This is a genomic window from Pseudomonas mandelii, assembly GCF_024138395.1.
GTDB classification, from domain to species: domain Bacteria; phylum Pseudomonadota; class Gammaproteobacteria; order Pseudomonadales; family Pseudomonadaceae; genus Aquipseudomonas; species Aquipseudomonas mandelii_E.
Window position 1 is genome coordinate 1 of the sequence record NZ_JAMYDU010000001.1, and the last position, 23808, is coordinate 23808.

Consider the following 23808-nt stretch of genomic DNA (forward strand, 5'->3'; position numbering starts at 1 on the left):
CCCCATGTGAGAGTAGGTCATCGTCAAGATCAAATTCCGAAACCCCTATCTGCATCTGCAGGTAGGGGTTTTGTTTTGTCCGCAGGAAAGTACCGTCGCTGCACGATTCCATCGACCGGCTTCACACGAACCCGTAGGAGCGAGGCTTGCCCGCGAAGAACGATAGTGCGGTGCAACGGACACCAACCCTAACGCACATCCATCGGTCTCGCTCGGCGCCAATGCTTTCTTAATGTGGTGGCTTATCGTTTCCCGGAACATTTCATCGCCCGGCAGTTGACGACGTTCGAGCGCAAGCGCGAAATGATTGTTCACCGATTGCCAGTCAGAGGGTAAAAAAATGGCAAGCATAATGGTCCTGGCGGGGGACTTTCTGCAGGGTGATGGAGAGTACAGAGACGGCGTATTTACGCTCAGGACGTCGATTCACCCGTGGCCCGGCATCACCCTCCCGCTCTCATCGTTCAAGCGCATAGAAGTGGCCAATGAGGATTCGATCAACAACATGAAGGGGGCTATCGGCTTCAGCGTGGCGGGTGCCATGTTGCTGGGACCGATCGGCGCAATTGCCGGTTTCATGTTGGCCGGCAAGGAAACCGAAGTAACCTTTCTGGCTACACTCAAGGATGGCCGAAGGTTTCTGGCGGCTGTAGATAGCGCCACATTTGAAGAGATTTCCCGAAAGATGTCATAAGCCTACGGACTTGCGCCGCACCACCGTCGTGGTGCGGCGCATACCGGTTCAGCTGAAAAACTTCGGATGTTGGCCTTTATGAGCTGCGATTTCTTGCCGCATATCAGCCACCAGCGATGCGATCGCGTGAGGGCTGTCCAATGTCCATACCGGAACATGGGTTGCCACCAGATCCACTTTGCCAGTCATGCAATCGCAAACCCGAATCGTCATGGACTGGTCCGCTTCCAGGCTGCAAGTGCACACGGCGGGCAGAAAACTGTGCTCAATGATGTTTTGAATTTCCAGGGTCGAAAGGAACATCGCTACCTCCCTCACGCCAGATGTGTGGCCGGGCAAATGCTCCGTCATTTACCCTTAGCCCGAAAATTCTAATCCTGAACAGAGGGTGTCTCAAGACCGTAACAGGTTGGTCATCGCCTATCGCGATTTGCGACAAAACCACATCAAGCCCCAGGCACCGGACAACTCATATCGCCTTCCTCACACGTGAGGTAGCGTTTGAAGGTTTCGGCGCGCGCCTTGGTCAGGTTGGCGGTGCACAGGCTATAGATCAGCGGATACACACTGCCACCCGTCACCGTAGAGGTCGAAAACTCACATTCGGCGTCACGAAACGCCACCCAGTTGCGTTGCGCACTGACCAGCAGCTTCTTGGCATCGGGATTGTCTTTCAATCGTTTGGTGATTTGCTGGTAAAGCGTGTTCAGCTCTTTATCAGCCGTTTTGTACTGCTCGGCGGCGCACTGATTCATGGTGCCCTGGTCGTTCGCATTCGCACAGTCCACGGCATGCGCCACGGTGGTGAACAGCAGCGGCGTCAGCGCCAGGAGAAAGCGTGGGTGCATGGGATTCTCGTGGTGACATTGGAAAGTTGAGGTGCAATGTAGCGAAGCGGATGGTTATTCAACGAATCTGCCGCTCGCCACCAAAGCGCTGCAATGTTCAGAATTTATACCTGCCACTCCGGACATTTCTCAATCGATTCATATTCAAGCCAGGGCACGTTATGAGACGTCCAAATATGAACCTGAGGTGTCATTTTCGGGTCATCGTCGAGTGTCGCCACGCGAACGATTACATGGGCTTGGGCCAAGCGTTCTGCCATCAGGTGCGACCCGCAGATCGAACAGACACCACAAGGCCGCTTCCAGTGATGCAACGCAGTAACCGCTACCGCGAATATCGTTTTTGGATTTATCGAGGTAGTCGCCTCGGGCGATGCTCGCAACCTTCGGTTCCACGAACCTCGTCTCTGGCAGGCTCTGCAAATCCTGCTTGGGCGCGCCTTGCAATGCCTTGCGGATCAGCTCGGCAAGCAACTGACAGCATTCAAGCGCCTCTGGTGCCGCGTGGGTAGTGCGCGAGCTGTCTGCGGAAAAGGTTCTGATCCGGTCGGGATCGGGAAAGTAGTACAACACTATTGGCGCTAACCGCATCAGCGAGCCGTTGCCGGCCGTGTAGGGATCGGTGGAACCTGCGAATGGTTGACCGGTTTCCTGATAACGAGCCAGCGCTTCACGTACGGTCATGCCAATGTCGAAGCATACGCCGGTCGAACTCAGGTAACCCCATTGCCACCAGTTGAGATAACGGCGCATTTGGTCGGCGGCATCAAAACCTTTTTTGTTCAGCAGGCTTTCTGCCAGGCAAAGTGCCATGGAAGTGTCATCGGTCCATTGCCCTGGCTTCAGATTGAAAGGGCCGCCCCCAACCATGTCGGTCAGAGGGGTAAACGAGCCGCGCGGCTGAAATTCGGCACGGGTGCCAACGGCATCCCCACAAGCAAGCCCCAGCAGGGTTGCGCGATAACGTTCCGTGAGTGAAGGCTGCATGAATCTTCCTTGTAAGGGGTCACGTCGCTGCAGACGTTAGCAGCTTCAGCCCGCTGACTCCCCCCTTCAAACCAGAACTTATGGCCAAAACTGAGGCCGAATATTTCAGGTACGGGTGATTGCCGCACCCGTTTGATACAACTTTAAGGTTGGTCTTATGGTCTTTACAGGCCTACTGTTCAATACAGGAGGTGACTTATGAACCCAGCATCAGATCGCATCGAAAGGAAGATCCTGCTCAAGGTGCCGCGCTCGCAAGTCTGGCGTGTGCTGGCCAATGCTGAAGCCTTTGGGCAATGGTTCGGCGTGGCACTCGAAGGTAAACGCTTTGTCGCCGGCGAATGGACCCAGGGGCAGATTACTTATCCTGGTTATGAGCACTTGTTGTGGAATGTACTGGTGGAGCGGGTCGAGCCGGAGCGGGTGTTTTCGTTTCGCTGGCACCCGTATGCAGTCGAACCCGATACCGATTACTCCCAGGAGCCCACCACGCTGGTGAAATTCGAACTTCAGGATATGGACGAAGGCACGTTGTTGACGGTCGTCGAGTCGGGCTTTGATCACATCCCTCAGTCGCGCAGGCTCAAGGCATTCCGCATGGACAGCCGGGGTTGGGATGAGCAGATGAGCAATATCGAACAATTTCTGGAAACAAGTACCAAGACCCATGAGCGTCAGGGAGGTTGAAGGCTGCAGGCCACGAAACTCGGGGCCTCAGGGCATGATGGCTGACTCGTCCAAGGGTTTTCGGAAGGGCAGCTATAGCGAATGTCTTACACGCGGTAGTAGCTATGTCGTCTATTGCGGATTGGATCCCAAGCGTAATCTAGTCTCATCAACTGAAGCACAGGAAGTGCTTCAGGGTCATGGATGATCGACCATAGCAAGGATCGCTGCCGACAGGGAGTCGATATGGTCTTGGGAAAAACCCGCTTCGGCGGGTTTTTTTTCGCCTGCAGAAAAATTGAAACCCGATCCCTGTAGCAGCTGCTGCTACAAATGCAGGTTTCAGGCGCTGAATGGTCAATGGCTTACACGTAACCAGTGATATGTCGTCTTTTGATGCTTCACCGATGCGTCTAATCTGGATCCATCAACTGAAGCACAGGACGTGCTCAGGATCATGGATGATCGACCATAGGCCAGGATGGCCGCCGACAGGATGTCGCAATGGTCTTGAAAAACCCGCTTAGGCGGGTTTTTTTTCGTCTTCAGAAAACTGAAACCCGATCCCCTTGTAGCAAGGGCAGGTTTTCAGGCGTTGGGTGGTCATGGCTTACACGCTTCCCCGGCCTGATTCTGTTTGCCTACACAAAACCGCTAGATCGCCTGAGCGCGCAGCCGGGCGATGTCCTTGCTCGGCGAGGCGCCAAACAGACGGCTGTATTCACGGCTGAATTGCGAAGGGCTTTCGTAGCCCATTTTGTAGCCGATTGACGAAACATCGCTGTTCTCCGACAACAGCAGCCGCCTTGCTTCCTGCAAGCGCAATTGCTTCTGGTATTGCAACGGGCTCATGGCTGTCACCGATTTGAAGCGGTGATGCAGCGCCGAGGTACTGAGATTGATCATCTGCGCCAGGTTTTCGATGTTCAGGGGTTCGGCGTAATGGTTGTTCAGCCATTCGATAGCACGGCTGATGCGATGGGTCTGGGTGTCGGGGATGGCGATTTCATGCAAGCGCCGGCCCTGCTCGCCACGCAATAACCGATAGAAGATTTCCTGTTGCGCCAGTGGCGCCAGGGTCGCGATGTCGTCCGGGGTTTCCAGCAAGCTCAGGAGCCGCAACACGGCATCAAGCAAAGGTGCGTCGATCCTGTCCAGAAACAGACCACGTCCACTGTTCATCACCCCAGGCACCCCGATCGGGCTGACAGCGGCGATCAAATGGCAGATCTGCGCCGGGTCGATGTCCAGACGCAAACACAGATAAGGCCGGTCTGGGCTGGCCTCGATCACTTTGCCGGCCAAGGGCAGGGTGACCGGCACCACCAGGTAATTGAGCGGGTCGTAGAAGTAGCTTTCAGTGGCCAGGCGTACTTCCTTGCGGCCTTCGACAATCACACACAGCCCCGGTTTGTGCACTGTGTGCAGGTCTTCTGTGGGATGGTCGCTGCGGATCAGGTGCAAGTCTTTGATCGGCGTGGCATGAACGCCGTATTCCGGGGCGAAGCGCTTCATCAGGCTCACCAGCTCGGCGCGCCGAACGTCGACGCCGTTCTGGGCATTCGCGGAAGTAGAAGTCGTCATGCTGAACAATCTCCCTGGCCGAAGGTTGAATCGGGCTAGTAAAACCGATTGCGCGCGTGTCGACCAGCATCGGTTTCGCTGCTACAGGATCGTGCAAGAATGCAGGAGAAACCGGCTAACGAAACCCGTCGAAGCGTCCCTAATCTGGACCTGTCGCAACGTCCCCTCGGGGATATTCCAGTCTCCAGATAAGGAAAAAGTCATGTCCAACATTCAAGGCAAAGTGGTTGTCATTACCGGCGCCAGCAGCGGAATAGGCGAAGCCACCGCGCGTCTGTTAGCCAGTCAGGGCGTCCATGTGGTGCTCGGTGCCCGGCGTGTCGATCGCCTGGAAACACTGGTCGCAGAACTCAATGAGGCTGGCCAGAGCGCCGCGTTCAGAGCGGTGGACGTCACCCGTCGCGATGACGTGCAGGCCTTCATCGATTTCGCGGTCGAGCGCTTTGGCCGGGTCGATGTGATCGTCAACAACGCCGGGGTCATGCCCCTGTCGAAACTCGAGGCGCTGAAGGTCGAGGAGTGGGACCGGATGATCGACGTCAACATCCGTGGCGTCCTTCACGGCATCGCTGCCGGGTTGCCATTGATGCAGCGTCAGCGCTGCGGCCAGTTCATCAACATTGCCTCCATCGGTGCCTACACCGTCAGCCCGACCGCCGCTGTGTATTGCGCCACCAAATTCGCCGTGCGAGCGATTTCCGAAGGCTTGCGTCAGGAAGTCGGTGGCGATGTGCGAGTCACGGTGATTTCCCCCGGCGTGACCGAATCAGAACTGGCCGAGAGCATTTCCGATGCCAGTGGCCGCGCCGAAATGCGTGAATTCCGCAAGATCGCCATTCCTGCCGAGGCTATCGCCCGGGCCATTGCCTACGCCATCGATCAGCCGGCTGATGTGGATGTCAGCGAATTGATCGTGCGGCCGACGGCCAGTCCGTTTTGAGCTGTCATCTATTTGCACTGAAACTTGAACGAGTGGAAAGCCACATCGCCGGCAACGGATTTTCCGCTTGAATGACTGGCTGCGGGGGGGGGGGGTAGCTCCCGCAGCCATTTCTTTCACTGGCGATCGAGTTTCGCCGCTGCACGTTCGGTGATTTCCGAGCGCAATTTCAACGACGCGGCAGCGCGTTTCCGGGCTTCTTCCAGCACGCTGACCGGCGCTGTCTCGGGACTGCCCGAAGCAAACGGCGGCGCCGGGGCGTATTCCAGCTGCAATTGCACCAGTTGCGCCGTGTCCTTATCGAACAATTCAGCCGCCAGGGTCAGGGCAAAATCGATCCCCGCGGTGATCCCGCCACCGGTCAGCAGATTGCCGTCGCGCACCACCCGATCGCTCACCGGGATCGCTCCCAAAACCCTGAGTAATTGGTGATATGCCCAGTGAGTGGTGGCGCGCTTGCCCTTGAGCAACCCCGCCGCGCCAAGCACCAGCGCACCGGTGCAGACCGAAGTGACATACCGCGCGTTGGCGGCCTGAGTCTTGATGAAGACCAGGGTTTCGTCATCCTCCATCAATGGCCCGACGCCGCTGCCGCCGGGAATGCAGATCACATCCAGTGGCGGGCAATCGTCGAAGGTAATGGTCGGTTTCAACACCAGCCCGGTGCTCGCGGTGATCGGAACCAGGTCCTTCCAGATCAGATGAACTTTCACGTCCGGCAGCGAGGCCAGCACGTCATAAGGGCCGGTCAGGTCCAGTTGTTGAAGTTGTGGAAACAACAGAAAACCGATCTGCAACGTCATGGCGTTTTTTCTCCTGGTTGGGTGGACGGCTTCACTGTAGGCTCGTAGGATCTGGCGCATACGCCAATCACCCCACGAATTACGCCAAACATGCCGAACAACCCGAAAACCATTCATGTGCTGGCCTTTGCCAACGTGCAACTGCTCGACGTCACCGGGCCGTTGCAGGTATTCGCCTCGGCCAACGACATTGCGCGCCAGCAAGGTTTGCCGCCGCCCTATGCGCCGTCGGTGATTGCCTGCGGTGGCGGGGCGGTGATGTCGTCGGCGGGGTTGGCGCTGTTGGCAGAACCATTGCCGGATCAAGATAGCGACACCTTGATCATTGCCGGTGGCTGGGGCGTTTACGCGGCGGCGAAAGACGAGCCGCTGGTGGCCTGGGTACGTGAGCACGCGACGGGGTGTCGGCGGGTGGCGTCGGTGTGTACCGGGGCGTTTTTGCTGGCGGCCAGCGGTTGGCTCGATGGCAGGCGGGTGGTCACGCACTGGACCCGTTGCGAGCAATTGGCGCAGCAGCATCCCAAACTACAGGTCGAACCCAACCCGATCTTCATCAACGACGGTCCGGTCTGGACTTCGGCTGGGGTCACTGCGGGCATCGACCTGGCGCTGGCGATGGTCGAAGAAGATCTCGGACGAACCATGGCTCTGGATGTCGCCCGGCAACTGGTGGTGTTTCTCAAGCGTCCGGGTGGCCAGTCGCAGTTCAGCGTGACCCTGTCCCTGCAAAAGGAAGGCAACCGCTTCGACGAACTTCACGCCTGGATCAGCGAAAATCTCACCAAGGACCTCGGCATCCCAACCTTGGCCTTGCAGGCCGGCATGAGCGAGCGCAGCTTCGTCCGTCACTACCGCGCCGACACCGGCCAAACTCCAGCGCGGGCCATCGAACTGATTCGGGTCGAGACCGCGCGACGGTTGCTCAGCGATACCGGTGTGCCGATCAAGCGGGTCGCGGTGCAATGCGGCTTTGGCAGTGAAGAGACCTTGCGCCGCAGTTTTCTGCGGGCCATGGGCGTGACGCCGCAAGCCTATCGGGAGCGGTTTTCCGTCAGCCCTGTAGCAGATCCAGTAATGCCTTGAGGGTCGCCTCGGGCGCTTCTTCGGGGATGTTATGCCCGACTCCCGCCAATACTCGGCGTTCGTAAGGGCCGGTAAAACGCTCGGCGTCTTCGTCGATTTCAGAGGCGGGGCCGACACCGTCATCGGCGCCGCATAGGGAAATCGTCGGCACGCTGATTACCGGTTGTTGGGTCAGCGCTTCTTCCATCCATTCCAGCGCCGGGTCGCCGGGCGAATACATGAACCGATGCCGATACGAGTGAATCACCACCTCGACGAAATCCGGATTATCGAAGGCTGGCGCGCTCAAGGGATAACGTTCGGCATTGTTGGCCCAGGTCGGCGACCACAACTTCCAGAGCAGTTCGCACAGTGCCCGACGGTTTTGGGTCAGGCCTTCAACACCGCGCGGCGTGTGGAAGTAGTACTGATACCAGAGACGGTGTTCGGTTTCCGGGTCCAGAGGTTGGGTAGCGTTGGGGATGTTCTGAAGATTGTAGCCATCGCCCGTCACCAGACAGCGCACCCGCTCCGGCCACAGCGCCGCAACAATACACGCCGCCCGACCGCCCCAGTCGTAACCACACAGAGCGGCTTGTTGAATGGCAAGAGCGTCCATCAGGTCCAGCAAATCCTGGGCGAGGGCGGCTTGCTGGCCGGAGCGCAGGGTGTCGGAGGAGTTGAAGTGAGTCGGGCCGTAGCCGCGCAGGTACGGGACGATAACGCGGTAGCCCTTTGCGGCGAGGGCTGGGGCGATTTCGTCGTAGGCGCGAGGGGAATAGGGGAAGCCGTGGAGCAGAATGACCGAGGCGCCGTTGGTTGGGCCGTGTGCTTCATAGGCGAGATTGAGGCTGGGTGTCAGTGCATATTGGATCTGCGCGTCATGGTTCATTCGACATTCCAGGGGCTGTTTTGAGAGGGCTGATTCCAATCGACTCGGTGCCTTTTCCTCAGGCTTCCACGTCCGCCACCTGATTGAAATACTTCGACCGATCCGGTGTAAACGTCACCATCATTTTTGTCCTGGAACAGGTCAGCGCCCGTTCTGCGCTCAAATCAATATCCAGATCTTCGCCGCGCAACCCCTGCCATTGGGCGAGGTATTTGAGGGATCCGTATTTTTCGAGTTTCTTCAGACTGCGGCTGACGCCACCTTTCCAGCCTAGCACCGGGAGTTCATCGGTGAGGCATTGTTGTGCGAGGTCGGGGAAGCGGACGGCACGTTGGCGGCCGATTTCCCAGCATTTGATCAGGCCTTTGTCGTGGTCTTCCCACAATTCATCCCGGTTCAGGCCTGATCGGAGTGGGGTGTCGATGCTGCGATGGATACGCTGGGTCATTCTGGTTCCTTGAATTCGGGTTTTGACAGCTCCGCTGTGCCCGTTGACGTGGATGGTAGGGATGGATGTCAGCGCTGGCAACAAGGTATTTCCGGATGTAGGAATGAGTGACTGCGTGTTGATCGGGCTGGATCGTTTAGTAAATGTAGGTGTTTGGCCTACACGATCCTGTGGCGAGGGGGCTGGCCCCCGTTCGGCTGCGCAGCGGCCGTAAACCCAGCAAATGCGGTGTTTCTGGAGGAATGTGGTTGTAGATTTCAGGGCCGCTGCGCACTCCAACGGGAGCAAGCTCCCTCGCCACAGGGATATGTAAAATGTGTTTTTGTTGACTGCCTGTAAGCCTTTCTCCTACAAAAAATGCAGCGAAAGCAGGCATTTCCGACAGGTTTTGACGACAGTAAGCCTTGTGTTGGGCTGAGGGCCCTTTCGCGGGCAAGCCTCGCTCCCACAGATCACGCTAGACCTGTAGGAGCGAGGCTTGCCCGCGAAGAAGGCGACTCGGTCTTCAAGGCTGCCAGAAGTTTTTCTCCCCACTCAACTTCCTGTTCAAAAAACTCGCTGCGCTGATCAGCGCCAGATGCGTCAGCGCTTGCGGTGTATTGCCTAGATGCCGGGCATGGCTGTCGAACTCTTCGGCATACAGCCCCAGCGGGTTGGCATACTTCAGCAATTGTTCGAACTCCAGATGCGCCTTCTCCACTTGGCCGGCCCGGGCCAGGCATTCGACGTACCAGAACGAACACGCGGCGAAGGCGCCTTCGGTACCGGGCAGGCCGTCGATCTGGCTGTCGTCGTTGCGGTAGCGGTAAACCATGCCCGCGCGCACCAGGGTTTTCTCGATGGCTTCGAGGGTCGAGATCCAGCGCGGATCCTTGGCGCTGACGAAGCGCACCAGCGGCATCAGCAGCATCGAGCCGTCGAGGCCGGTGCCGCCGATGTGCTGGACGAAATGCCCGCGTTCTTCGTTCCAGAAATTGCTCCAGATATCGGTGTAGATCGCTTGACGGGTCTGGTCCCAGCGGGCGAACGGGGCGGGCAGCGAGCGTTTGGACGCCAGCCGGATGGCGCGATCCACGGCCACCCAGCACATCAGTCGCGAGTGCAGGAAATGATACTGCTCGCCGCGCATTTCCCAGATGCCGACGTCTTTTTGCTGCCAGGTTTCGCAGACCTGATCGACCACTTCCACGGTGTGTTTCCAGCCTTCATGGGAAATCGCTTCACCGTGCTTGTTGACCAGGTACACCGCATCCAACAGCTCGCCGAAGATGTCGAGTTGGATTTGATCGTAGGCCTGATTACCGATGCGTACCGGTGTCGCGCCGCCATGACCGGCCAAGTGTGGAAGTTCGACTTCCGGCAGTTCCTGACGGCCATCGATGGCGTAGAGGATGTTGAGTTTCATGGTCTTGCCGTGACAGTCCCTGACCCGACCGCGCAACCAGCGCGTGTAGGCGTTGGCTTCCTCGACGAAGCCCAGGCGCATGAAGGCATAGACGGTGAACGAGGCGTCGCGGATCCAGGTGTAGCGGTAGTCCCAGTTGCGTTCGCCGCCGGGCGTTTCCGGCAGGCCGAAGGTGGCGGCGGCGAGGATAGCGCCGTGCTTGCGCGAGGTCAGCAGCTTCAGGGCCAGCGCCGAACGATTGACCATTTCCCGCCAGCGACCGCGATAATTGGACTGGCCGATCCAGTCGCGCCAGAACTTCAAGGTGCGCTCCAGACACAGTGCGGCGGCGCCTTCCTTGAAGCGTGCGTCGTCAACGCCACCGAGCAGGAACTCGGCGCTCTGGTCCTGTTCGAGGATGAATTCGGCGACGGCCGCATGGCCCTCGATGCGCAAGGATTGATCCGAACACAGCTGCATGGCTGGCTGACCGATGGCCTCGAAACACACACTTCGATCACGTGCGCGAGCCTTGGTGGGAGCCCGGGCATAGTCATGACGCACGGCGCAGCGCATGCGGATCGTCGCTTGACCGCTGACCACTCGCACCCGACGCATCAACATCGGCAAATCATCCTCGCTGTCGCCGATGGGCAGCAGGTCAGTGACTTCGACCACTGCGTGATCGCTGAGCCAGCGAGTTTGCAGGACGTTGGTGTCGGGCAGGTAAATCTGCTCGCGACGGGCGTCGGGCAGGTCCGGGGCCAGTTGGAAAATACCAGCTTGGGGGCTGTCCAGCAGCGAGCAGAAGATCGAAGGACTGTCGAATTCCGGCCAGCAGAAAAAGTCCACGCTGCCCTTGTCGTTGACCAGCGCCGCGCTGCGCATGTCGCCAATGATGCCGTGGGCGTCGATGGCGCTTTGTCGTTCGGAATGATCAGCCATTGCCGCAGAGCTCCGGGGACTTAGGGCCTAACTAGCTGACCAACGGGATCAGGCAGGAGTTCACTGGGGTATGAGTTACGTCAAAGGTCTGGAATTTTGCAGTTCATCGGATGCGATCAAATGGGCAGGTTTCAACAACTCCAGCAGTCTTGCTCTGGCTTGCGGATGCTTGCCATACCGGGCAGCCACGTAGGCGTCGAGCAACTGAGTGAAGTCCGTTGCAATGTGGCTGCCCTTGAGCGTCATCACCCGCTCGCCGTCCATGTACACCGGTGCCGAAGGGTGTTCCCCGGCGCCAGGCAGGGAAATGCCGATGTCCGCCAAGCGGCTTTCGCCGGGGCCATTGACGACGCAGCCCATGACCGCGACATGCATTTGTTCGACGCCGGGAAACTGCACTTTCCAGGTCGGCATCCGGGCCTGGAGAAAGCCTTCGATCTGCTGCGCCAGTTCCTGAAAGAAGCTGCTGGTGGTGCGCCCGCAGCCAGGGCAGGCGACCACTGTGGGCGTAAATGCGCGCAAGCCCATGACTTGCAGAATTTGCTGCGCAACCAGCACTTCGCGGGTGCGGTCGCCGTTGGGTTCAGGGGTGAGGGAAATTCGCAGCGTGTCACCGATGCCTTCCTGCAATAGCACCGCCAGTGCGGTGGAGGAGGCGACGATGCCTTTGGAACCCATACCGGCTTCGGTCAACCCCAGGTGCAGTGGAAAATCACAGCGTGCCGCGAGGTTGCGGTACACCGCGATCAAGTCCTGCACATGGCTGACTTTTGCCGACAGCACGATCCGGTCTGCCGGCAAGCCGACGTCGATGGCCCGTTGCGCATTCTCCAGCGCTGACACCACCAGCGCTTCACGCATCACCGCATCGGCTTCCAGCGGCAGGGCCAGCGCCGCGTTGGTGTCCATCATCCGTGCCAACAGGTCTGGGTCCAGGCTGCCCCAGTTAACGCCGATTCTCACCGGTTTGTCGTAGCGGCAGGCGACCTCGATCATGCTGCAGAACTGCTCATCGCGCTTGACGCCTTTGCCGACGTTGCCGGGGTTGATGCGGTACTTGCCCAGCGCCTCGGCGCATTCGGGATACGCCGCCAACAAGCGATGACCATTGAAATGAAAGTCTCCCACCAACGGCACGTTGATATTGCGTCGGTCCAGCAGGTCACGAATGTGTGCCACCTGAGCGGCGGCGTCGTGACTGTTGACCGTGATCCGCACCAGTTCGGCACCTGCCAGGGCCAGGCTTTCGACCTGCAACGCCGTGGCTGTGGCGTCGGCGGTATCGGTGTTGGTCATCGCCTGCACCACAATCGGCACATCGCTGCCCACCGTGACATGGCCGATGGTGACTTGCCGGGTTTTGCGTCGAGCGATTGCGCTGTCCATGGATTCGACTCCAGATAGTCGCGGTTTACTGATGAGCAATCAGCCCCTCAGGAAGACGGAACTGAACATGTTCTTCGCGTCCCGGCAGATTCTCGATCTCGAGCGGGGCGATCCTTTTCAGGGGTGGTGCTTTGGGTGCTGCCGATCACCAACACCACATCGACGCATTGGCTCAATTCACGTACTGCCGTTTGGCGATTCTGCACGGCATAGCAAATGTCACGGGTATCCGGCCCGATGATCCGAGGATAACGCCGCATGAGTGCTTCGACCACTGCGCGGGTGTCGTCGACACTGAGGGTGGTTTGGGTGATATAGGCCAGCGGGGTGTTCTGCGAAAACTCAAGGGCGGCGACGTGCGCTTTGGTTTGCACCACCACCACTGGGGCGGGAATTTGCCCCAAATGACGGCGTTGGCTGGCACTTCATTCAGGTTTTCGACGAACCGCGCTCCCTTGGCGCGTAAGTCATCGACCACGTGCTGGTTATGGACGATTTCGTGTCGTACATAGACGGGGGCCCCGTGGTGTTTCAGGGCCTGTTCGACGGTATCGACAGCACGAACTACACCAGCACAGAAACCTCGGGGTTGGGCGAGGATGACTTTCATGGTGGTCCCTCACAATCGGTCGGTTGCCGCGCCGGGTCGTACTCCCACCACCAGTCGAACCAAGGCAGAGCAAGTACCCTGAAACTCTCCGGTGGCAGGTTGTCGGTCAATTCGTCAGGGATGAGGTGCGGATTTAACCCAAGCCCGTCCGCCGAACCATATCGACAGTTGCTTTGCGTCCAGTGCATTGCACCACAGTAGAGTTCAACCAAATCTTCGATGTACGTACGAACGGCAACCGAGGCATCGACATAAACAGCGCGTCGTAAACGCAGAAACAAGCTGATAACGCGCCAACGTATGTCCAGATAATGCGTGACGGCTTGATCGGTGGAGCAGCCGTATTCACGACAGATCACCGAGATGATGTTGTGTTGTTTTCCGTCGACAGCGCGAGCCTGTTCTTTGTTATAGGAGTAAGGATCGTTGTCCCACATCAGCAGGCAGACCATCATTTCTGTCAACGCCCGAACACGTCTGTCTTCATATTCATCTTGAGTGATCGCGCTCCCCGCACCGATGTGTTGCAACGTCGAAACCGCCCAACCAAACCCGCTAAAGGCTCGCATCAACAGGCAGTCGTTAAGGGAGGGGGCTGGATCGAAGGCCTTCCACACTTCCATCTTCATGCTGATGCGTATGGCTTCTACGAAGCGTCCTAGCTGAGTAGGGGAAGCATGGAGGTCGAGCCGACAGCGAATTTCATGCAGAGCGTCGGCATAACGGTTCTCGGTAATCAGATGTTCGGGGGATTCCAATGTCCGTTGAATCCAGGCGCACATTTTCGTCAGTTCGATCGGTTCCATACTGAGTGGTCCCTCATCACACACCTCATCATCAAAAGCAAATATCCACATGAGGAAGTCGGTTGCAATGTGCAGCATCTCGTCAGAGCAATCTCTATGCAGCTGTGTTGCCAGGCGCCCACAACCAAAGCGGTCTAGTCGCTGACGGTGAGCTTCGTCGAGGAATAATTTGTGACGATCCCTGAAATGCCGCGCCCCGCCTTCGAGCTGATTTTCCTTGGGGTGCTTTTGACTGAGTGGAAAGTGGGGCCCGTTTTTAAAGGGAATTGGGAAGGGCGGTAGTTTCAATCTGTCGCAGTCGGTCATGAGAAAGCTACTCGTGCTTTTTCTGAAGGATAGGACGAGGGAAACAGCGTCCTTGCCTTTGTGGGTTTGAGGTCAATCCGGGTTTTAAGCCTTCGCTACTCATCGTCAGCGCAGAGCGATAGAGAGTTGCAAGTTCATCGCTAAAACAAACTGCGAACCATTCATTGGGATAAGGCAATGCGACTTGTGTTATCCCTGTTGCGCTGCGCTTATTGCCTTTTGTGATGATTTCATGGTGACTCACATTACTGATTGCCCACAGCCAGTCAGTTGTTATATGAACCCATCAGTCAGCGGAGGGCGTCGATACTCAGGTGCAGTACACGCATGTCGTACCTCATTGAAGTTCCTGCCCTTGTTGTTTTTTGTAGGTGTAGGGTTCCTGGCAGGCGTTGAATTCGCGCCCTGCCTTTCTAGCTGCAACAACATGGTCATTCGGGTGAAACCTGTGGACGGATGAAGAGCGAGCAGGGTCATAGTCCCACCACCATTGAATGGAAGGTATTGGAACTGGATCGAAGCTTTGATCATGTGGTTGATCGGTGCTATGACCGCCCTTGTAGCAGGGAGTGGAGTCTCCCGGACTCAGGACGCGGTAGCGCTCATCCCGACGATGCCATTCTAGGACACCTGTTTGATAGTGAATCAGTGCCTGGATGTAACGTTCTACCTCGGGGGAGGCGTTCTGAAGCAGTTGTTCGCGTAAACGTACAAATAAGCCCATGATTCGGTCATGCATCGAATTTAACCACGTCAAAGCATCGTGCGTCGAACAGCCGAAGTGCCGCCGGATTGCGTCAATCATGTTATTACCGCGGGTATCCAGACTATCGCGCATGCTTTCTTTGGCGTAGGAAAAGAACTCGTTTTCCCATAGCACAAACGTCGCCGCCATTTCCGTCATGGCGACTATTCTGCGGTCGATAAAATCGTCTTGATGGATATCAATACCGGCCACTGCATGGGTGAGAGTGGGGAAAAGCATCCCACCCCCACCAGTTAAGCGCAGGAAAGTACATTCGCTTAGCTCAGGGTACATACACCCGGCTTTTACAATCTCGCCCATAAAGTAGCCTTTCTGAGCTTCGACAACGCGATTGACTTGAATCGGCGTGGCATGTTGTTCGAGGCGAATGCGCAATTCTTGCATGGACAAGGAATAACGGTCATTCGGATCAACGGGGTATTCAGGGCATTCCAAGGCGCGGCTCATGCGTGCGGAAGCAATCATTATGGTTTCTGGTTTCTTCGTGACCGGCCCTTCATCGCACCACTCATCATCATAGGCAAAGGCCCACGCCATCCAGTCAGAAGCAATCTGAATCAGCTCGTCAGTGCCTTTGGGGTAGGCGAGTGATGCCAATAATCCCCAGCCTGGCCGAATCATTCTCTGTCTCTGCTTATCATCCCAATAGAGTTCCCAGTGTTGGAGCCAGTCCGCCGTGCTCTGACCGAACTGCTCGGCCTTGGGGTGTTGAATGTGAGTAAAAGGACAATAAATATTGGGTAAGGTAATAATCGACATGGTGTTCTCCAGTAGTACGGATAGATCAAAACCCGGTGTGTGTTTACTGTCCAAATGGCTTCTTCACAATCACGCTATACGTCGAAACCTTGTTTTTAAGCAGCGCCACCGACCAGTTCTCCGCCAGCACCCGCAACTCTTCCAACGCCTTCGTCACTCCATTCGGAAACAATTCCTTGTTTTCAATATTGGTTTTCGAATCCATCAGCCAGCGAGCCACGTCGATGTTGGATGGCAATACGCGCATGTCATGTGTGGTGAAGCCACTCTGTTCCAGCACTTCCCGAAAATATTTGGGTGATTTGCGGTGTTTGCAGGCCAGGCGATCGACTTCGTCCGGAGTATCTGAGGTGTAAGCCTGCGGTTCGGTGTTGTAGAGATTGTCCGAAATAACCACAACGCCCCCTTCACGGACTCGAGGGGCGAGCGCGCGCATGGTGTTTTCATAGAGTTCATTCGGGAAATGTGAGATCACGCCGCGAATGATCACCAGGTCATAGGGTTCATCGGCATCGGGCAGCAACTCGACGTCCTTGGCGTTGCACAGGTACAGATTGATGCGATCGGTCAAACCCTGTTCGGCGTGAAATTTTGCGCAGAACTCCAGTTGGCGTCGGCTGACGTTCACGCCGTCGAGGCGTTGGCATTCCGGGAAGCGTTCGGCCAGGTATTTGAGGATGTATCCCCAGCCGCAGCCAATATCGAGAATGCGTTTGATCGGCGGACGATTCGGTTCTTCCAGGCCGGCAAGTTTCAGCTGACGTTCGAAGTAGCGAATGCCTGACTCGTCGAGGCTGATTGGCGGCGTCGAGCGTGGATCGTCATAGACACCGAACTGGAAGAGGATGTAATTGCCAATCGCCTTGCGCCAGTCCTCGGGACTGTCGCCATAGGTGTACACGACCTTTTCCTGGTAGGTATCGACGCTGGACCCTTGAATGACCTGATAGGACAGATGCGTTTCCTCGGCGATGACAGGCTGTTTCGCTTGCGTGCTCATTAGTCTCTCTCCTTGTGAATATTCACTTCATGCTCGTGCCCGCAACGAGACGTCGGTCGTTGCGCTGTGGTTTTTGGAAAACTCCCTGTCATGCGTGCTCAAAAACGCCTCTATCGAGTGGGTGATTCCGGGCGCATCGAGCCCGCACATACTCAGTAATTTTTCGGGTGCACCATGCTCGATGAAGTGGTCGCTGAACCCTAATTGCAGCACCGACGATGAAAAACCGATGACAGCCAAATGCTCCAGGCACGCCGAGCCAGCACCCCCCATCACGCAACCTTCTTCAATGGTCACCAGCAGGTCATGGTCCCTGGCCAATTGCTCAACGAGGGCCCCATCGAGCGGTTTGATAAAACGCATGTTGGCGACGGTGGCGTCGAACGCTATGGCGGCTTCAAGGGCCGGTATCAGCATCGAACCGAACGCCAGGAGGGCGATGCGATAGCCGGCGGGTTGCGCCGAGGCTCGGCGGATTTCACCTTTGCCAACCGGCAGGGCATGCAACGTCTGCGACACAACGATGCCGTTACCCGATCCGCGTGGGTAACGCACGGCGCTCGGGCTTTTCAGGAGGAGGGCGGTGTGCAGCATCTGCCGGCATTCGTTTTCATCCGCCGGGGTCATGACGGTCAGGTTCGGTATGCAGCGCAGATAGGCAATGTCGAAGGCACCTGTGTGGGTGGCACCGTCGGCACCGACGATACCGGCGCGGTCGATGGCGAATACCACGGGAAGATTCTGGATTGCGATATCGTGAATCAGCTGATCGTAAGCCCGTTGCAGGAAGGTCGAGTAGATCGCCACCACCGGTTTCAAACCATCGGCCGCCAAGCCCGCCGTGAAGGTCAGCGCGTGTTGTTCGGAAATCCCGACATCGAAAAAACGATCGGGGAAGCGTCGTTCGAATTCCACCAGGCCTGAGCCTTCGCGCATTGCCGGGGTGATGGCCACGACCCTTGGGTCAACATCGGCTTCATCGCATAACCAGTCGCCGAATACTTGGGTGTACGTGGGCTTGCCGGCCATCGATGGATCGATTCCGTGTGCCGGGTCGAATTTTCCTGGGCCGTGATACAGCACTGGATTCGCCGCAGCCGGTGTATAGCCGTGACCTTTTTCCGTGACGATGTGCAGCAATTGCGGGCCGCGCAGTTTTTTCAGGGCGTGCAGCGTGGGGAGCAATTCGTCGAGGTTGTGACCGTCGATGGGGCCGGTGTAGTTGAAGCCCAAGGCTTTAAAAAAAGTCGCATCGGTTCCTGACCCTTTTACCTGCTTCAGTTTCCCGAAGTACTCGCGCAAGGCACCGACCGGCGGTGAGATCGACATGTCGTTGTCGTTGAGGATCACCAGAAACGGCAATTCCTTATATAAGCCGGCATTGTTCATCGCCTCGTACGCCATGCCGCCGGTAACCGCGCCGTCGCCGATCACCGCAATGCAATGGCGAGGTTGTGACTGATTGCGAGCGGCCAGCGCCATGCCTAACGCCGCCGAGATGGAGGTGCTGGAGTGCGCCGTGCCAAAAGTGTCGAATTCAGATTCGCCGCGCCGCGGAAATCCGGAGATCCCGCCGAGTTGACGAATGTTCGCCATCGCGTCACGTCGGCCGGTGAGGATTTTGTGGGCGTAGGCTTGATGGCCGACATCCCACACGATTTTGTCGTTGGGCGTATCGAACACGTAATGCAGCGCAATACTCAATTCCACGGTGCCGAGGTTGGCCGACAGGTGCCCTCCGGTTTTCGCGACGCTATGCAAAATGAACGCCCGCAGTTCGTCCGCGAGTGGGCCGAGAGCGGCAACATGCAGTGCTCGCAAATCAACCGGATAGTCTATGGTCTTGAGTAATTCGAACATGCTCGATTCCTTTCCTTGAACGTAGTTCCGGTGCGTGTCTCGTGATCAGGAGAAGGAAACGGCCTGACGGCGGGCTTCTGCGAGTTCTTTCCAGGCGCTGATTCCGGCAGGTCCGGTGGTCTGGAGTATTCGTCGGAACCAGAAGGTGAAGCTCTCGGGGGCAGCGGCAATGCGCTCGCAGATTTGCGAAAGCGTCAGCCACTGCCAGGCGTGGGCTTCCTCGGGATTGGCGACGGGATCGAGATCGCTGATACCGACGAATACGTGGTCGAACTCGTGCTCGATCATCTGGTTTGAAACCTGTTCGCGGTAGAGCAGGGTGGAGACTTTGCGCAGCGGGCAGGTCATGCCCATTTCTTCCTGCAAACGGCGTTTTGCCGCCGCCATTGTCCGCTCGCCCGGCCGAGGGTGGCCGCAACAGGTATTGGTCCACAGGCCTTGAGAATGGTATTTGCCGAAGGCGCGTTGTTGCAGCAAGAGACGGCCGGCATGATCGAAAATGAAGATTGAGAACGCTCGATGCAGGAGGCCTTGTTGATGGGCCTGTAGTTTGGGCGCATAGCCCTTTTTGCGATCGCGCTGGTCGACCAGAATCAGTAACTCTTCCATAGCAAGACTCCACTATTGTGTCTTCGCTACTGGACGTTACTGCAGGCCAGACAATCTAGAGAAATTCAGACGGTGTTAATGTTTGGTTCGAATCTAGTGGGTGGTGTTATGTGTTGCAAGTTTTTGTTTAGAACTTTTTTGTTTGATAAGGTTGTTGTTTTTGATGTGTGCAAGTCTATTGAATTTGTACAAGGTTACGAGAAAACTTATAGTTTTCCCCGCAGTAAAGATTATAGCTAAACGTCATAAGTTCTGGCTTGTAATGCCCTGAGGTCTTGCTATTGTCAGGCAAAACCGCTCTGTAGCCATCTTTTCGTTGCCCGCAGAACGTGTCAGGGTGTCGCGGTAGCGGAGTTTTAAAAAACCTAGCATAAATATCAGGAAGAATAGGAAATGTTACAGCGCCTATGTGTTCTCGGTTCTACCGGGTCTATTGGCGACAGTACTTTAGATGTAGTCGCACGTCATTCGGACGCCTTTGTTGTGTATGCATTAAGTGCACATTGCAATATGAGAAAGTTGTTCCAGCAATGCTTGAAATTTAATCCGGCATTGGCCATTGTCAGTGAGCCCCATCACGCGATTGAACTCCAGGTTCATCTCCAGGCGGCGCAGTTACGCACCGAGGTGTGTTGCGGCGTTGAAGCCTTGTGTGCGGCTGCTCGTTCAGATGATTGCGATACGGTGGTCGCCGCCATTGTCGGTGCGGCGGGCCTTCTGCCCACCTTGAGCGCTGCCCGGGCCGGCAAAAAAATACTGTTGGCCAACAAGGAGGCTCTGGTCATGTCCGGCGCGTTGATCATGCGTACGGCCAGCCAGTCGGGTGCGGTGATTTTGCCGATGGGCAGTGAGCACAATGCGATCTTTCAATGCCTGCAAAGCGGCAATGATCGTACGTCTGTAGCGGTTGACTAAGGTTCGGGCCTTGCTCGGACGATCTGTTGATCCTCGAAAGTTTATGGCACCGTGCACGTCCAAAACGGACGTGAGGATGTCATGGCAAACCCCTACCGCGAGCTGTTCAACGCCCCAGGCACACGAGGTTTTGTGCTGGCCGGCATGATCGCGCGCATGCCGATTTCCATGACAGGCATCGGCCTGATCACCATGCTCTCGCAATTGAAGGGCGGTTACGGATTAGCCGGCTCCATCGCCGCAACCTTTGCCTTGGCCACGGCGTTTTGTGCGCCGCAGGTTTCGCGGTGGGTGGACCGTTTTGGGCAAAGCCGGATCTTGCCGGTGTCGGCACTGGTCGGTGGCGGCGCGCTGTTGATGCTGTTGCTCTGTACCCGGTTGCAGGCGCCGCACTGGACGTTGTTTGTGTTTGCCGCGCTGGCCGGGTGCATGCCGAGCATGTCGGCGATGGTGCGGGCGCGCTGGACCGAGTTGTATCGCGGTCGGCCCGAGTTGCAAACCGCCTATGCGCTGGAGTCGGTGCTGGACGAGGTCTGCTTTATTGTCGGGCCGCCGTTGTCGGTGGGGTTGTGTGTGGTGGCATTCCCGGAGGCAGGGCCGTTGGCGGCGTTGCTGATGCTGGCGATCGGGGTCACGGCATTTGTGTTGCAGCGCGGTACCGAACCGCCGGTGCATCCTTATGAAGAACACCATCAGGGTTCGATCATCCGCTCGAGCGAGATCCAGTTGCTGATACTGTTGATGGTCGCCTTGGGCACCATCGTCGGTGTGGTGGATGTGGTCAGCGTCGCGTTCGCCGAGCAGCAGGGGCAACCAGCGGCGGCGAGTATTGTGCTGTCGGTGTATGCCATCGGCTCATGCCTGGCCGGATTGGCGTTCGGTGCGTTGCGCTCGAAACTGCCGCTGCCTCTGCTGTTCCTCTACGGCGGGGTGGCGACGGCGGTGACCACGTTGCCATTGCTGCTGGCGGCCAATATTTTCGGGCTGTCGCTGGCGGTGTTCGTCGCCGGGCTGTTCTTTGCACCGACGCTGATTGTGGGCATGGCGCTGGTGGAGCGCATCGTGCCACCGGCCAAGCTCACCGAAGGCCTGACCTGGCTGGTCACCGGTTTGAGTATCGGCGTGGCGATCGGCGCGGCCAGTTCGGGCTGGCTGGTGGATGCGTTCGGTGCGCGCAGCGGGTTCTGGGTGTCGATTGCTGCGGGTGGTGTGGTGTTGGGTTCGGCGGTGCAGAGCTATCGCCACCTTAAGTAATGGGGCACACCAGCCAGTTAAGCCGTAATGCCACTTGTAGCAGCTGTCGAGCCTGCGAGGCTGCGTTCGGCCGTAGCAGCTGTCGAGCTCGCGAGGCTGCGTTCGGCTGCGCAGCAGTCGTGAATCCGGCTGACGCGGTATGCCTGATCTACCGCAATCTCTGGTTTTACGACTGCTGCGCAGCCGAACGCAGCCTCGCAGGCTCGACAGCTGCTACGGCCGAACGCAGGCTCGCGAGCTCGACAGCTGCTACGGCCGAACGCAGGCTCGCAGCCTCGACAGCTGCTACATAAAGTGCGTCGCGGCTGACGCTGCTTAACCCCACAGACTAATTCTCACCACACCTCATCCGTTCTCCTAAACATATAACCAATCGAGGTAAGTGCGGTGACAAAGCTGACACTGCTGTGCCTGCCCTATTCGGGCGCCAGCGCCATGGTCTATAGCCGCTGGCGGCGCCAGTTGCCGCCGTGGCTGCACTTGCAGCCGGTGGAATTGCCGGGGCGGGGCGCCCGTTATGACGAACCCTTGCAGACCGACATGCGCGCCCTGGCCCTGCAATTGGCCAGGGAGCACAAGCCGTCCTTGCACGGCCCTTACGCCCTGTTCGGTCACAGTCTGGGGGCGTTGCTGGCCTGCGAGATGGCCCACGCCTTTCGTGCCCTCGGTGCTGCGGAACCGGTGGCGCTGTTCGCTTCAGGCACGGCCGCCCCGACCCTGCGCAGTGACTATGACCGTGGCTTCGCCGAGCCCCAGAGTGACGAACAGTTGATCGAGCAGCTGCGCACCTTCCAGGGCACCAGTGAGGACGTCTTGGCCAATCAGGAGTTGATGAGCCTGACGCTGCCGATCCTGCGCGCCGATTTCATGCTCTGCGGTCGCTTCCGCCCGATGCAGCGCCCGCTGCTCAAGTGCCCCGTGCACGTGCTCGGCGGCAAGGAAGACAAGGCCACCACCGAGCAATTGATCGGCTGGAGCCAGGAAACCCTGGGCAGCTTCTCGGTGGACATGATGACCGGCGGGCATTTCTTCATTCATGAGCATGAAGCCAAGGTGATCCGGATTATCAAGAATCATCTGGAAGTCCATCACCGACGTCATGCGCAGTTTGCCGCGCCGGTTTTTTAGCGCGCGCGGTTCACTTTATCGGTGTTAACAGGAGGCCCGTCATGGGTGTTGCTGTGGGTTTTGCCGTGCGGCCGTTGTTGCCGGCGCGGGGTCGCTTGCCGCTGTTGGTGGAGGCGACCGAGCCGAATACCAGCCTGTTGGCGGTGTTCGATGAATTGAATGAATTGGTGGATGAGCATTTGCTGCGTGACGGCGGCATTCTGTTTCGCGGGTTCCAGCTGGATGGTGCCGAGCAGTTCCGCCAGTTTGCCGCTGGTTTTGGCCATCCGCTGCTCAATTATGAATTCGGCTCGACGCCGCGCACCAACGTCACTCAGGGGGTCTACACCTCCACCGAATACCCGGCGCATCAGAGCATTCCGTTGCACAACGAGCAGGCCTACTCCCGGGATTGGCCGATGAAGATCTGGTTCTACAGCATGATCGCCGCCACCTCGGGCGGTGAAACGCCGATTGCCGACAGTCGGGAAGTCTATCGCCGCATGCCGGTCGCGATCCGCGAGCGCTTCGTCGGCAAGGGCCTGATGTACGTGCGCAATTTCGGCAACGGGCTGGACGTGGCCTGGGAGCAAGTGTTCAACACCGAAGACCGCGAGGTGGCCGAGGCCTACTGCAAGGCCCACGGCATTATTTGCGAGTGGAAGGACGACGGAGAATTGCGCACCCGCCAGACCTGTCAGGCGGTGGCGCGTCATCCGGTGACAGGCGACATGGTCTGGTTCAATCAGGCTCACCTGTTCCACATTTCCAACCTTCAGCCGGAAGTGCGCGAAACCCTGCTGGACATCGTCGACGAGGAAGACCTGCCGCGTAACGTCTACTACGGCGATGGCTCGCCCATCGAGGATGAGGTGCTCAATGAAATTCGCGCCGTGCTCGATGACTGCGCCATCAGCTTTCCCTGGCAGGAGGGCGATGTGCTGATGCTCGACAACATGCTCTCGGCCCACGCCCGCGCGCCCTTTGAAGGCAAGCGCAAGGTGATCGTCGCAATGGCCGAAGGGCATTCCCAGGACGCGCGCTGATCTGATCAGTCCCTGACGCGCCTGTTGCCGAAGCCGGTCTTGCACCGGCTTCGGCGTTTCAAGCGCAATCCATGTGGGAGCGAGCTTGCTCGCGATTGCGGTGGGTCAGGCACCTTAATATTGGTTGGGGT

General features: G+C 57.7%; 23 protein-coding genes and 2 pseudogenes. 8 read left to right on the top strand and 17 right to left on the bottom strand.

Going from position 1 to position 23808, the window contains the following annotated elements:
• Positions 1–340 precede the first annotated feature (340 nt).
• Positions 341–694 (top strand): hypothetical protein, encoded by a 354-nt coding sequence (locus tag NHU87_RS00005; protein ID WP_253544695.1) that lies wholly within the window; start codon positions 341–343, stop codon positions 692–694.
• Between the two features lie 48 nt (positions 695–742).
• Here the strand turns inward: NHU87_RS00005 and NHU87_RS00010 are convergent, their stop codons facing one another.
• The 4 genes and pseudogenes from NHU87_RS00010 to NHU87_RS00025 form a co-directional block, all read right to left on the bottom strand.
• Positions 743–997: a DUF1652 domain-containing protein gene (locus tag NHU87_RS00010; protein WP_253544696.1), complete on the bottom strand. Its 255-nt coding sequence runs from the start codon at positions 995–997 to the stop codon at positions 743–745.
• A gap of 143 nt (positions 998–1140) precedes the next feature.
• A complete protein-coding gene (locus NHU87_RS00015; RefSeq protein ID WP_253544697.1) occupies positions 1141–1542 on the bottom strand; it encodes a lysozyme inhibitor LprI family protein in 402 nt (133 codons plus the stop codon).
• Between the two features lie 104 nt (positions 1543–1646).
• Entirely contained in the window at positions 1647–1925 is a 279-nt protein-coding gene (locus NHU87_RS00020; protein ID WP_253544698.1) for a GFA family protein, read from the bottom strand.
• Positions 1828–2529: pseudogene (locus NHU87_RS00025) on the bottom strand (ADP-ribosylglycohydrolase family protein); the annotation flags it as partial. The pseudogene NHU87_RS00025 and the gene NHU87_RS00020, both read right to left, overlap by 98 nt.
• 198 nt (positions 2530–2727) lie before the next feature.
• Between NHU87_RS00025 and NHU87_RS00030 the strand changes: the two are divergent.
• On the top strand, positions 2728–3216 hold the full coding sequence (locus NHU87_RS00030) for an SRPBCC family protein (protein ID WP_253544699.1): 489 nt from the start codon (positions 2728–2730) through the stop codon (positions 3214–3216).
• 633 nt (positions 3217–3849) lie between these two features.
• On the opposite strand, the gene NHU87_RS00035 is transcribed toward NHU87_RS00030, so the two are convergent.
• On the bottom strand, positions 3850–4779 hold the full coding sequence (locus tag NHU87_RS00035) for an AraC family transcriptional regulator (RefSeq protein WP_253544700.1): 930 nt from the start codon (positions 4777–4779) through the stop codon (positions 3850–3852).
• Positions 4780–4981: 202 nt separating this feature from the next.
• Between NHU87_RS00035 and NHU87_RS00040 the strand changes: the two genes are divergently transcribed.
• Positions 4982–5719: an SDR family oxidoreductase gene (locus NHU87_RS00040; RefSeq protein ID WP_253544701.1), complete on the top strand. Its 738-nt coding sequence runs from the start codon at positions 4982–4984 to the stop codon at positions 5717–5719.
• 116 nt (positions 5720–5835) lie between these two features.
• Here NHU87_RS00040 and inhA read toward each other — a convergent pair whose 3' ends face one another.
• Positions 5836–6522, bottom strand: a complete 687-nt coding sequence (gene inhA, locus NHU87_RS00045) for an isonitrile hydratase (RefSeq protein WP_253544702.1) — start codon at positions 6520–6522, stop codon at positions 5836–5838.
• 90 nt (positions 6523–6612) lie between these two features.
• Between inhA and NHU87_RS00050 the strand changes: the two genes are divergently transcribed.
• Positions 6613–7605 (top strand): GlxA family transcriptional regulator, encoded by a 993-nt coding sequence (locus NHU87_RS00050; RefSeq protein ID WP_253544703.1) that lies wholly within the window; start codon positions 6613–6615, stop codon positions 7603–7605.
• Here NHU87_RS00050 and NHU87_RS00055 read toward each other — a convergent pair.
• The 11 genes and pseudogenes from NHU87_RS00055 to idi form a co-directional block, all read right to left on the bottom strand.
• Positions 7574–8476 (bottom strand): alpha/beta fold hydrolase, encoded by a 903-nt coding sequence (locus NHU87_RS00055; protein WP_253544704.1) that lies wholly within the window; start codon positions 8474–8476, stop codon positions 7574–7576. The genes NHU87_RS00050 and NHU87_RS00055 overlap by 32 nt on opposite strands.
• 58 nt (positions 8477–8534) lie before the next feature.
• Positions 8535–8924 carry a hypothetical protein gene (locus NHU87_RS00060; RefSeq protein ID WP_253544705.1) on the bottom strand — a complete coding sequence of 130 codons (390 nt, stop codon included), beginning with the start codon at positions 8922–8924 and terminating at the stop codon, positions 8535–8537.
• A 505-nt stretch (positions 8925–9429) separates the two neighbouring features.
• A complete protein-coding gene (locus NHU87_RS00065) occupies positions 9430–11253 on the bottom strand; it encodes a glycoside hydrolase family 15 protein (protein WP_253544706.1) in 1824 nt (607 codons plus the stop codon).
• Positions 11254–11328: 75 nt separating this feature from the next.
• Positions 11329–12639 carry a flavodoxin-dependent (E)-4-hydroxy-3-methylbut-2-enyl-diphosphate synthase gene (ispG, locus tag NHU87_RS00070; RefSeq protein ID WP_253544707.1) on the bottom strand — a complete coding sequence of 437 codons (1311 nt, stop codon included), beginning with the start codon at positions 12637–12639 and terminating at the stop codon, positions 11329–11331.
• A gap of 47 nt (positions 12640–12686) precedes the next feature.
• A complete protein-coding gene (locus tag NHU87_RS00075) occupies positions 12687–13013 on the bottom strand; it encodes a hypothetical protein (RefSeq protein ID WP_253544708.1) in 327 nt (108 codons plus the stop codon).
• Positions 13014–13120: 107 nt separating this feature from the next.
• Positions 13121–13249: pseudogene (locus tag NHU87_RS00080) on the bottom strand (4-hydroxy-3-methylbut-2-enyl diphosphate reductase); the annotation flags it as partial.
• Positions 13246–14361, bottom strand: a complete 1116-nt coding sequence (locus tag NHU87_RS00085; RefSeq protein WP_253544709.1) for a terpene synthase family protein — start codon at positions 14359–14361, stop codon at positions 13246–13248. The gene NHU87_RS00085 and the pseudogene NHU87_RS00080, both read right to left, overlap by 4 nt.
• 337 nt (positions 14362–14698) lie before the next feature.
• The gene (locus NHU87_RS00090; RefSeq protein ID WP_253544710.1) at positions 14699–15886 is read right to left on the bottom strand and encodes a terpene synthase family protein; all 1188 of its coding nucleotides are present in this window, start codon (positions 15884–15886) and stop codon (positions 14699–14701) included.
• 43 nt (positions 15887–15929) lie between these two features.
• The gene (locus NHU87_RS00095) at positions 15930–16886 is read right to left on the bottom strand and encodes an SAM-dependent methyltransferase (RefSeq protein WP_253544711.1); all 957 of its coding nucleotides are present in this window, start codon (positions 16884–16886) and stop codon (positions 15930–15932) included.
• Positions 16887–16913: 27 nt separating this feature from the next.
• Positions 16914–18746 (bottom strand): 1-deoxy-D-xylulose-5-phosphate synthase, encoded by a 1833-nt coding sequence (gene dxs / locus NHU87_RS00100; protein ID WP_253544712.1) that lies wholly within the window; start codon positions 18744–18746, stop codon positions 16914–16916.
• 45 nt (positions 18747–18791) lie between these two features.
• Entirely contained in the window at positions 18792–19355 is a 564-nt protein-coding gene (idi, locus tag NHU87_RS00105; protein WP_253544713.1) for an isopentenyl-diphosphate Delta-isomerase, read from the bottom strand.
• A gap of 393 nt (positions 19356–19748) precedes the next feature.
• Between idi and NHU87_RS00110 the strand changes: the two genes are divergently transcribed.
• From NHU87_RS00110 to NHU87_RS00125, 4 genes are all read left to right on the top strand, one after another.
• Positions 19749–20270, top strand: coding sequence for a hypothetical protein (locus NHU87_RS00110; RefSeq protein WP_253544714.1), 522 nt, complete (start codon positions 19749–19751; stop codon positions 20268–20270).
• A gap of 81 nt (positions 20271–20351) precedes the next feature.
• Complete coding sequence (locus NHU87_RS00115; RefSeq protein ID WP_253544715.1) at positions 20352–21524, top strand: MFS transporter; 1173 nt, start codon at positions 20352–20354, stop codon at positions 21522–21524.
• A 387-nt stretch (positions 21525–21911) separates the two neighbouring features.
• Positions 21912–22652: a thioesterase II family protein gene (locus NHU87_RS00120; protein WP_253544716.1), complete on the top strand. Its 741-nt coding sequence runs from the start codon at positions 21912–21914 to the stop codon at positions 22650–22652.
• Between the two features lie 41 nt (positions 22653–22693).
• Positions 22694–23677, top strand: a complete 984-nt coding sequence (locus tag NHU87_RS00125; RefSeq protein ID WP_253544717.1) for a TauD/TfdA family dioxygenase — start codon at positions 22694–22696, stop codon at positions 23675–23677.
• Positions 23678–23808: the final 131 nt, after the last annotated feature.

Coding starts and splice junctions, on each gene's coding strand:
- NHU87_RS00005 (WP_253544695.1), top strand. CDS start 341: ATGGCAAGCATAATGGTCCTGGCGGGGGACTTTCTGCAGGGTGATGGA.
- NHU87_RS00010 (WP_253544696.1), bottom strand. CDS start 997: ATGTTCCTTTCGACCCTGGAAATTCAAAACATCATTGAGCACAGTTTT.
- NHU87_RS00015 (WP_253544697.1), bottom strand. CDS start 1,542: ATGCACCCACGCTTTCTCCTGGCGCTGACGCCGCTGCTGTTCACCACC.
- NHU87_RS00030 (WP_253544699.1), top strand. CDS start 2,728: ATGAACCCAGCATCAGATCGCATCGAAAGGAAGATCCTGCTCAAGGTG.
- NHU87_RS00035 (WP_253544700.1), bottom strand. CDS start 4,779: ATGACGACTTCTACTTCCGCGAATGCCCAGAACGGCGTCGACGTTCGG.
- NHU87_RS00040 (WP_253544701.1), top strand. CDS start 4,982: ATGTCCAACATTCAAGGCAAAGTGGTTGTCATTACCGGCGCCAGCAGC.
- inhA (WP_253544702.1), bottom strand. CDS start 6,522: ATGACGTTGCAGATCGGTTTTCTGTTGTTTCCACAACTTCAACAACTG.
- NHU87_RS00050 (WP_253544703.1), top strand. CDS start 6,613: ATGCCGAACAACCCGAAAACCATTCATGTGCTGGCCTTTGCCAACGTG.
- NHU87_RS00055 (WP_253544704.1), bottom strand. CDS start 8,476: ATGAACCATGACGCGCAGATCCAATATGCACTGACACCCAGCCTCAAT.
- NHU87_RS00060 (WP_253544705.1), bottom strand. CDS start 8,924: ATGACCCAGCGTATCCATCGCAGCATCGACACCCCACTCCGATCAGGC.
- NHU87_RS00065 (WP_253544706.1), bottom strand. CDS start 11,253: ATGGCTGATCATTCCGAACGACAAAGCGCCATCGACGCCCACGGCATC.
- ispG (WP_253544707.1), bottom strand. CDS start 12,639: ATGGACAGCGCAATCGCTCGACGCAAAACCCGGCAAGTCACCATCGGC.
- NHU87_RS00085 (WP_253544709.1), bottom strand. CDS start 14,361: ATGACCGACTGCGACAGATTGAAACTACCGCCCTTCCCAATTCCCTTT.
- NHU87_RS00090 (WP_253544710.1), bottom strand. CDS start 15,886: ATGTCGATTATTACCTTACCCAATATTTATTGTCCTTTTACTCACATT.
- NHU87_RS00095 (WP_253544711.1), bottom strand. CDS start 16,886: ATGAGCACGCAAGCGAAACAGCCTGTCATCGCCGAGGAAACGCATCTG.
- dxs (WP_253544712.1), bottom strand. CDS start 18,746: ATGTTCGAATTACTCAAGACCATAGACTATCCGGTTGATTTGCGAGCA.
- idi (WP_253544713.1), bottom strand. CDS start 19,355: ATGGAAGAGTTACTGATTCTGGTCGACCAGCGCGATCGCAAAAAGGGC.
- NHU87_RS00110 (WP_253544714.1), top strand. CDS start 19,749: ATGTTACAGCGCCTATGTGTTCTCGGTTCTACCGGGTCTATTGGCGAC.
- NHU87_RS00115 (WP_253544715.1), top strand. CDS start 20,352: ATGGCAAACCCCTACCGCGAGCTGTTCAACGCCCCAGGCACACGAGGT.
- NHU87_RS00125 (WP_253544717.1), top strand. CDS start 22,694: ATGGGTGTTGCTGTGGGTTTTGCCGTGCGGCCGTTGTTGCCGGCGCGG.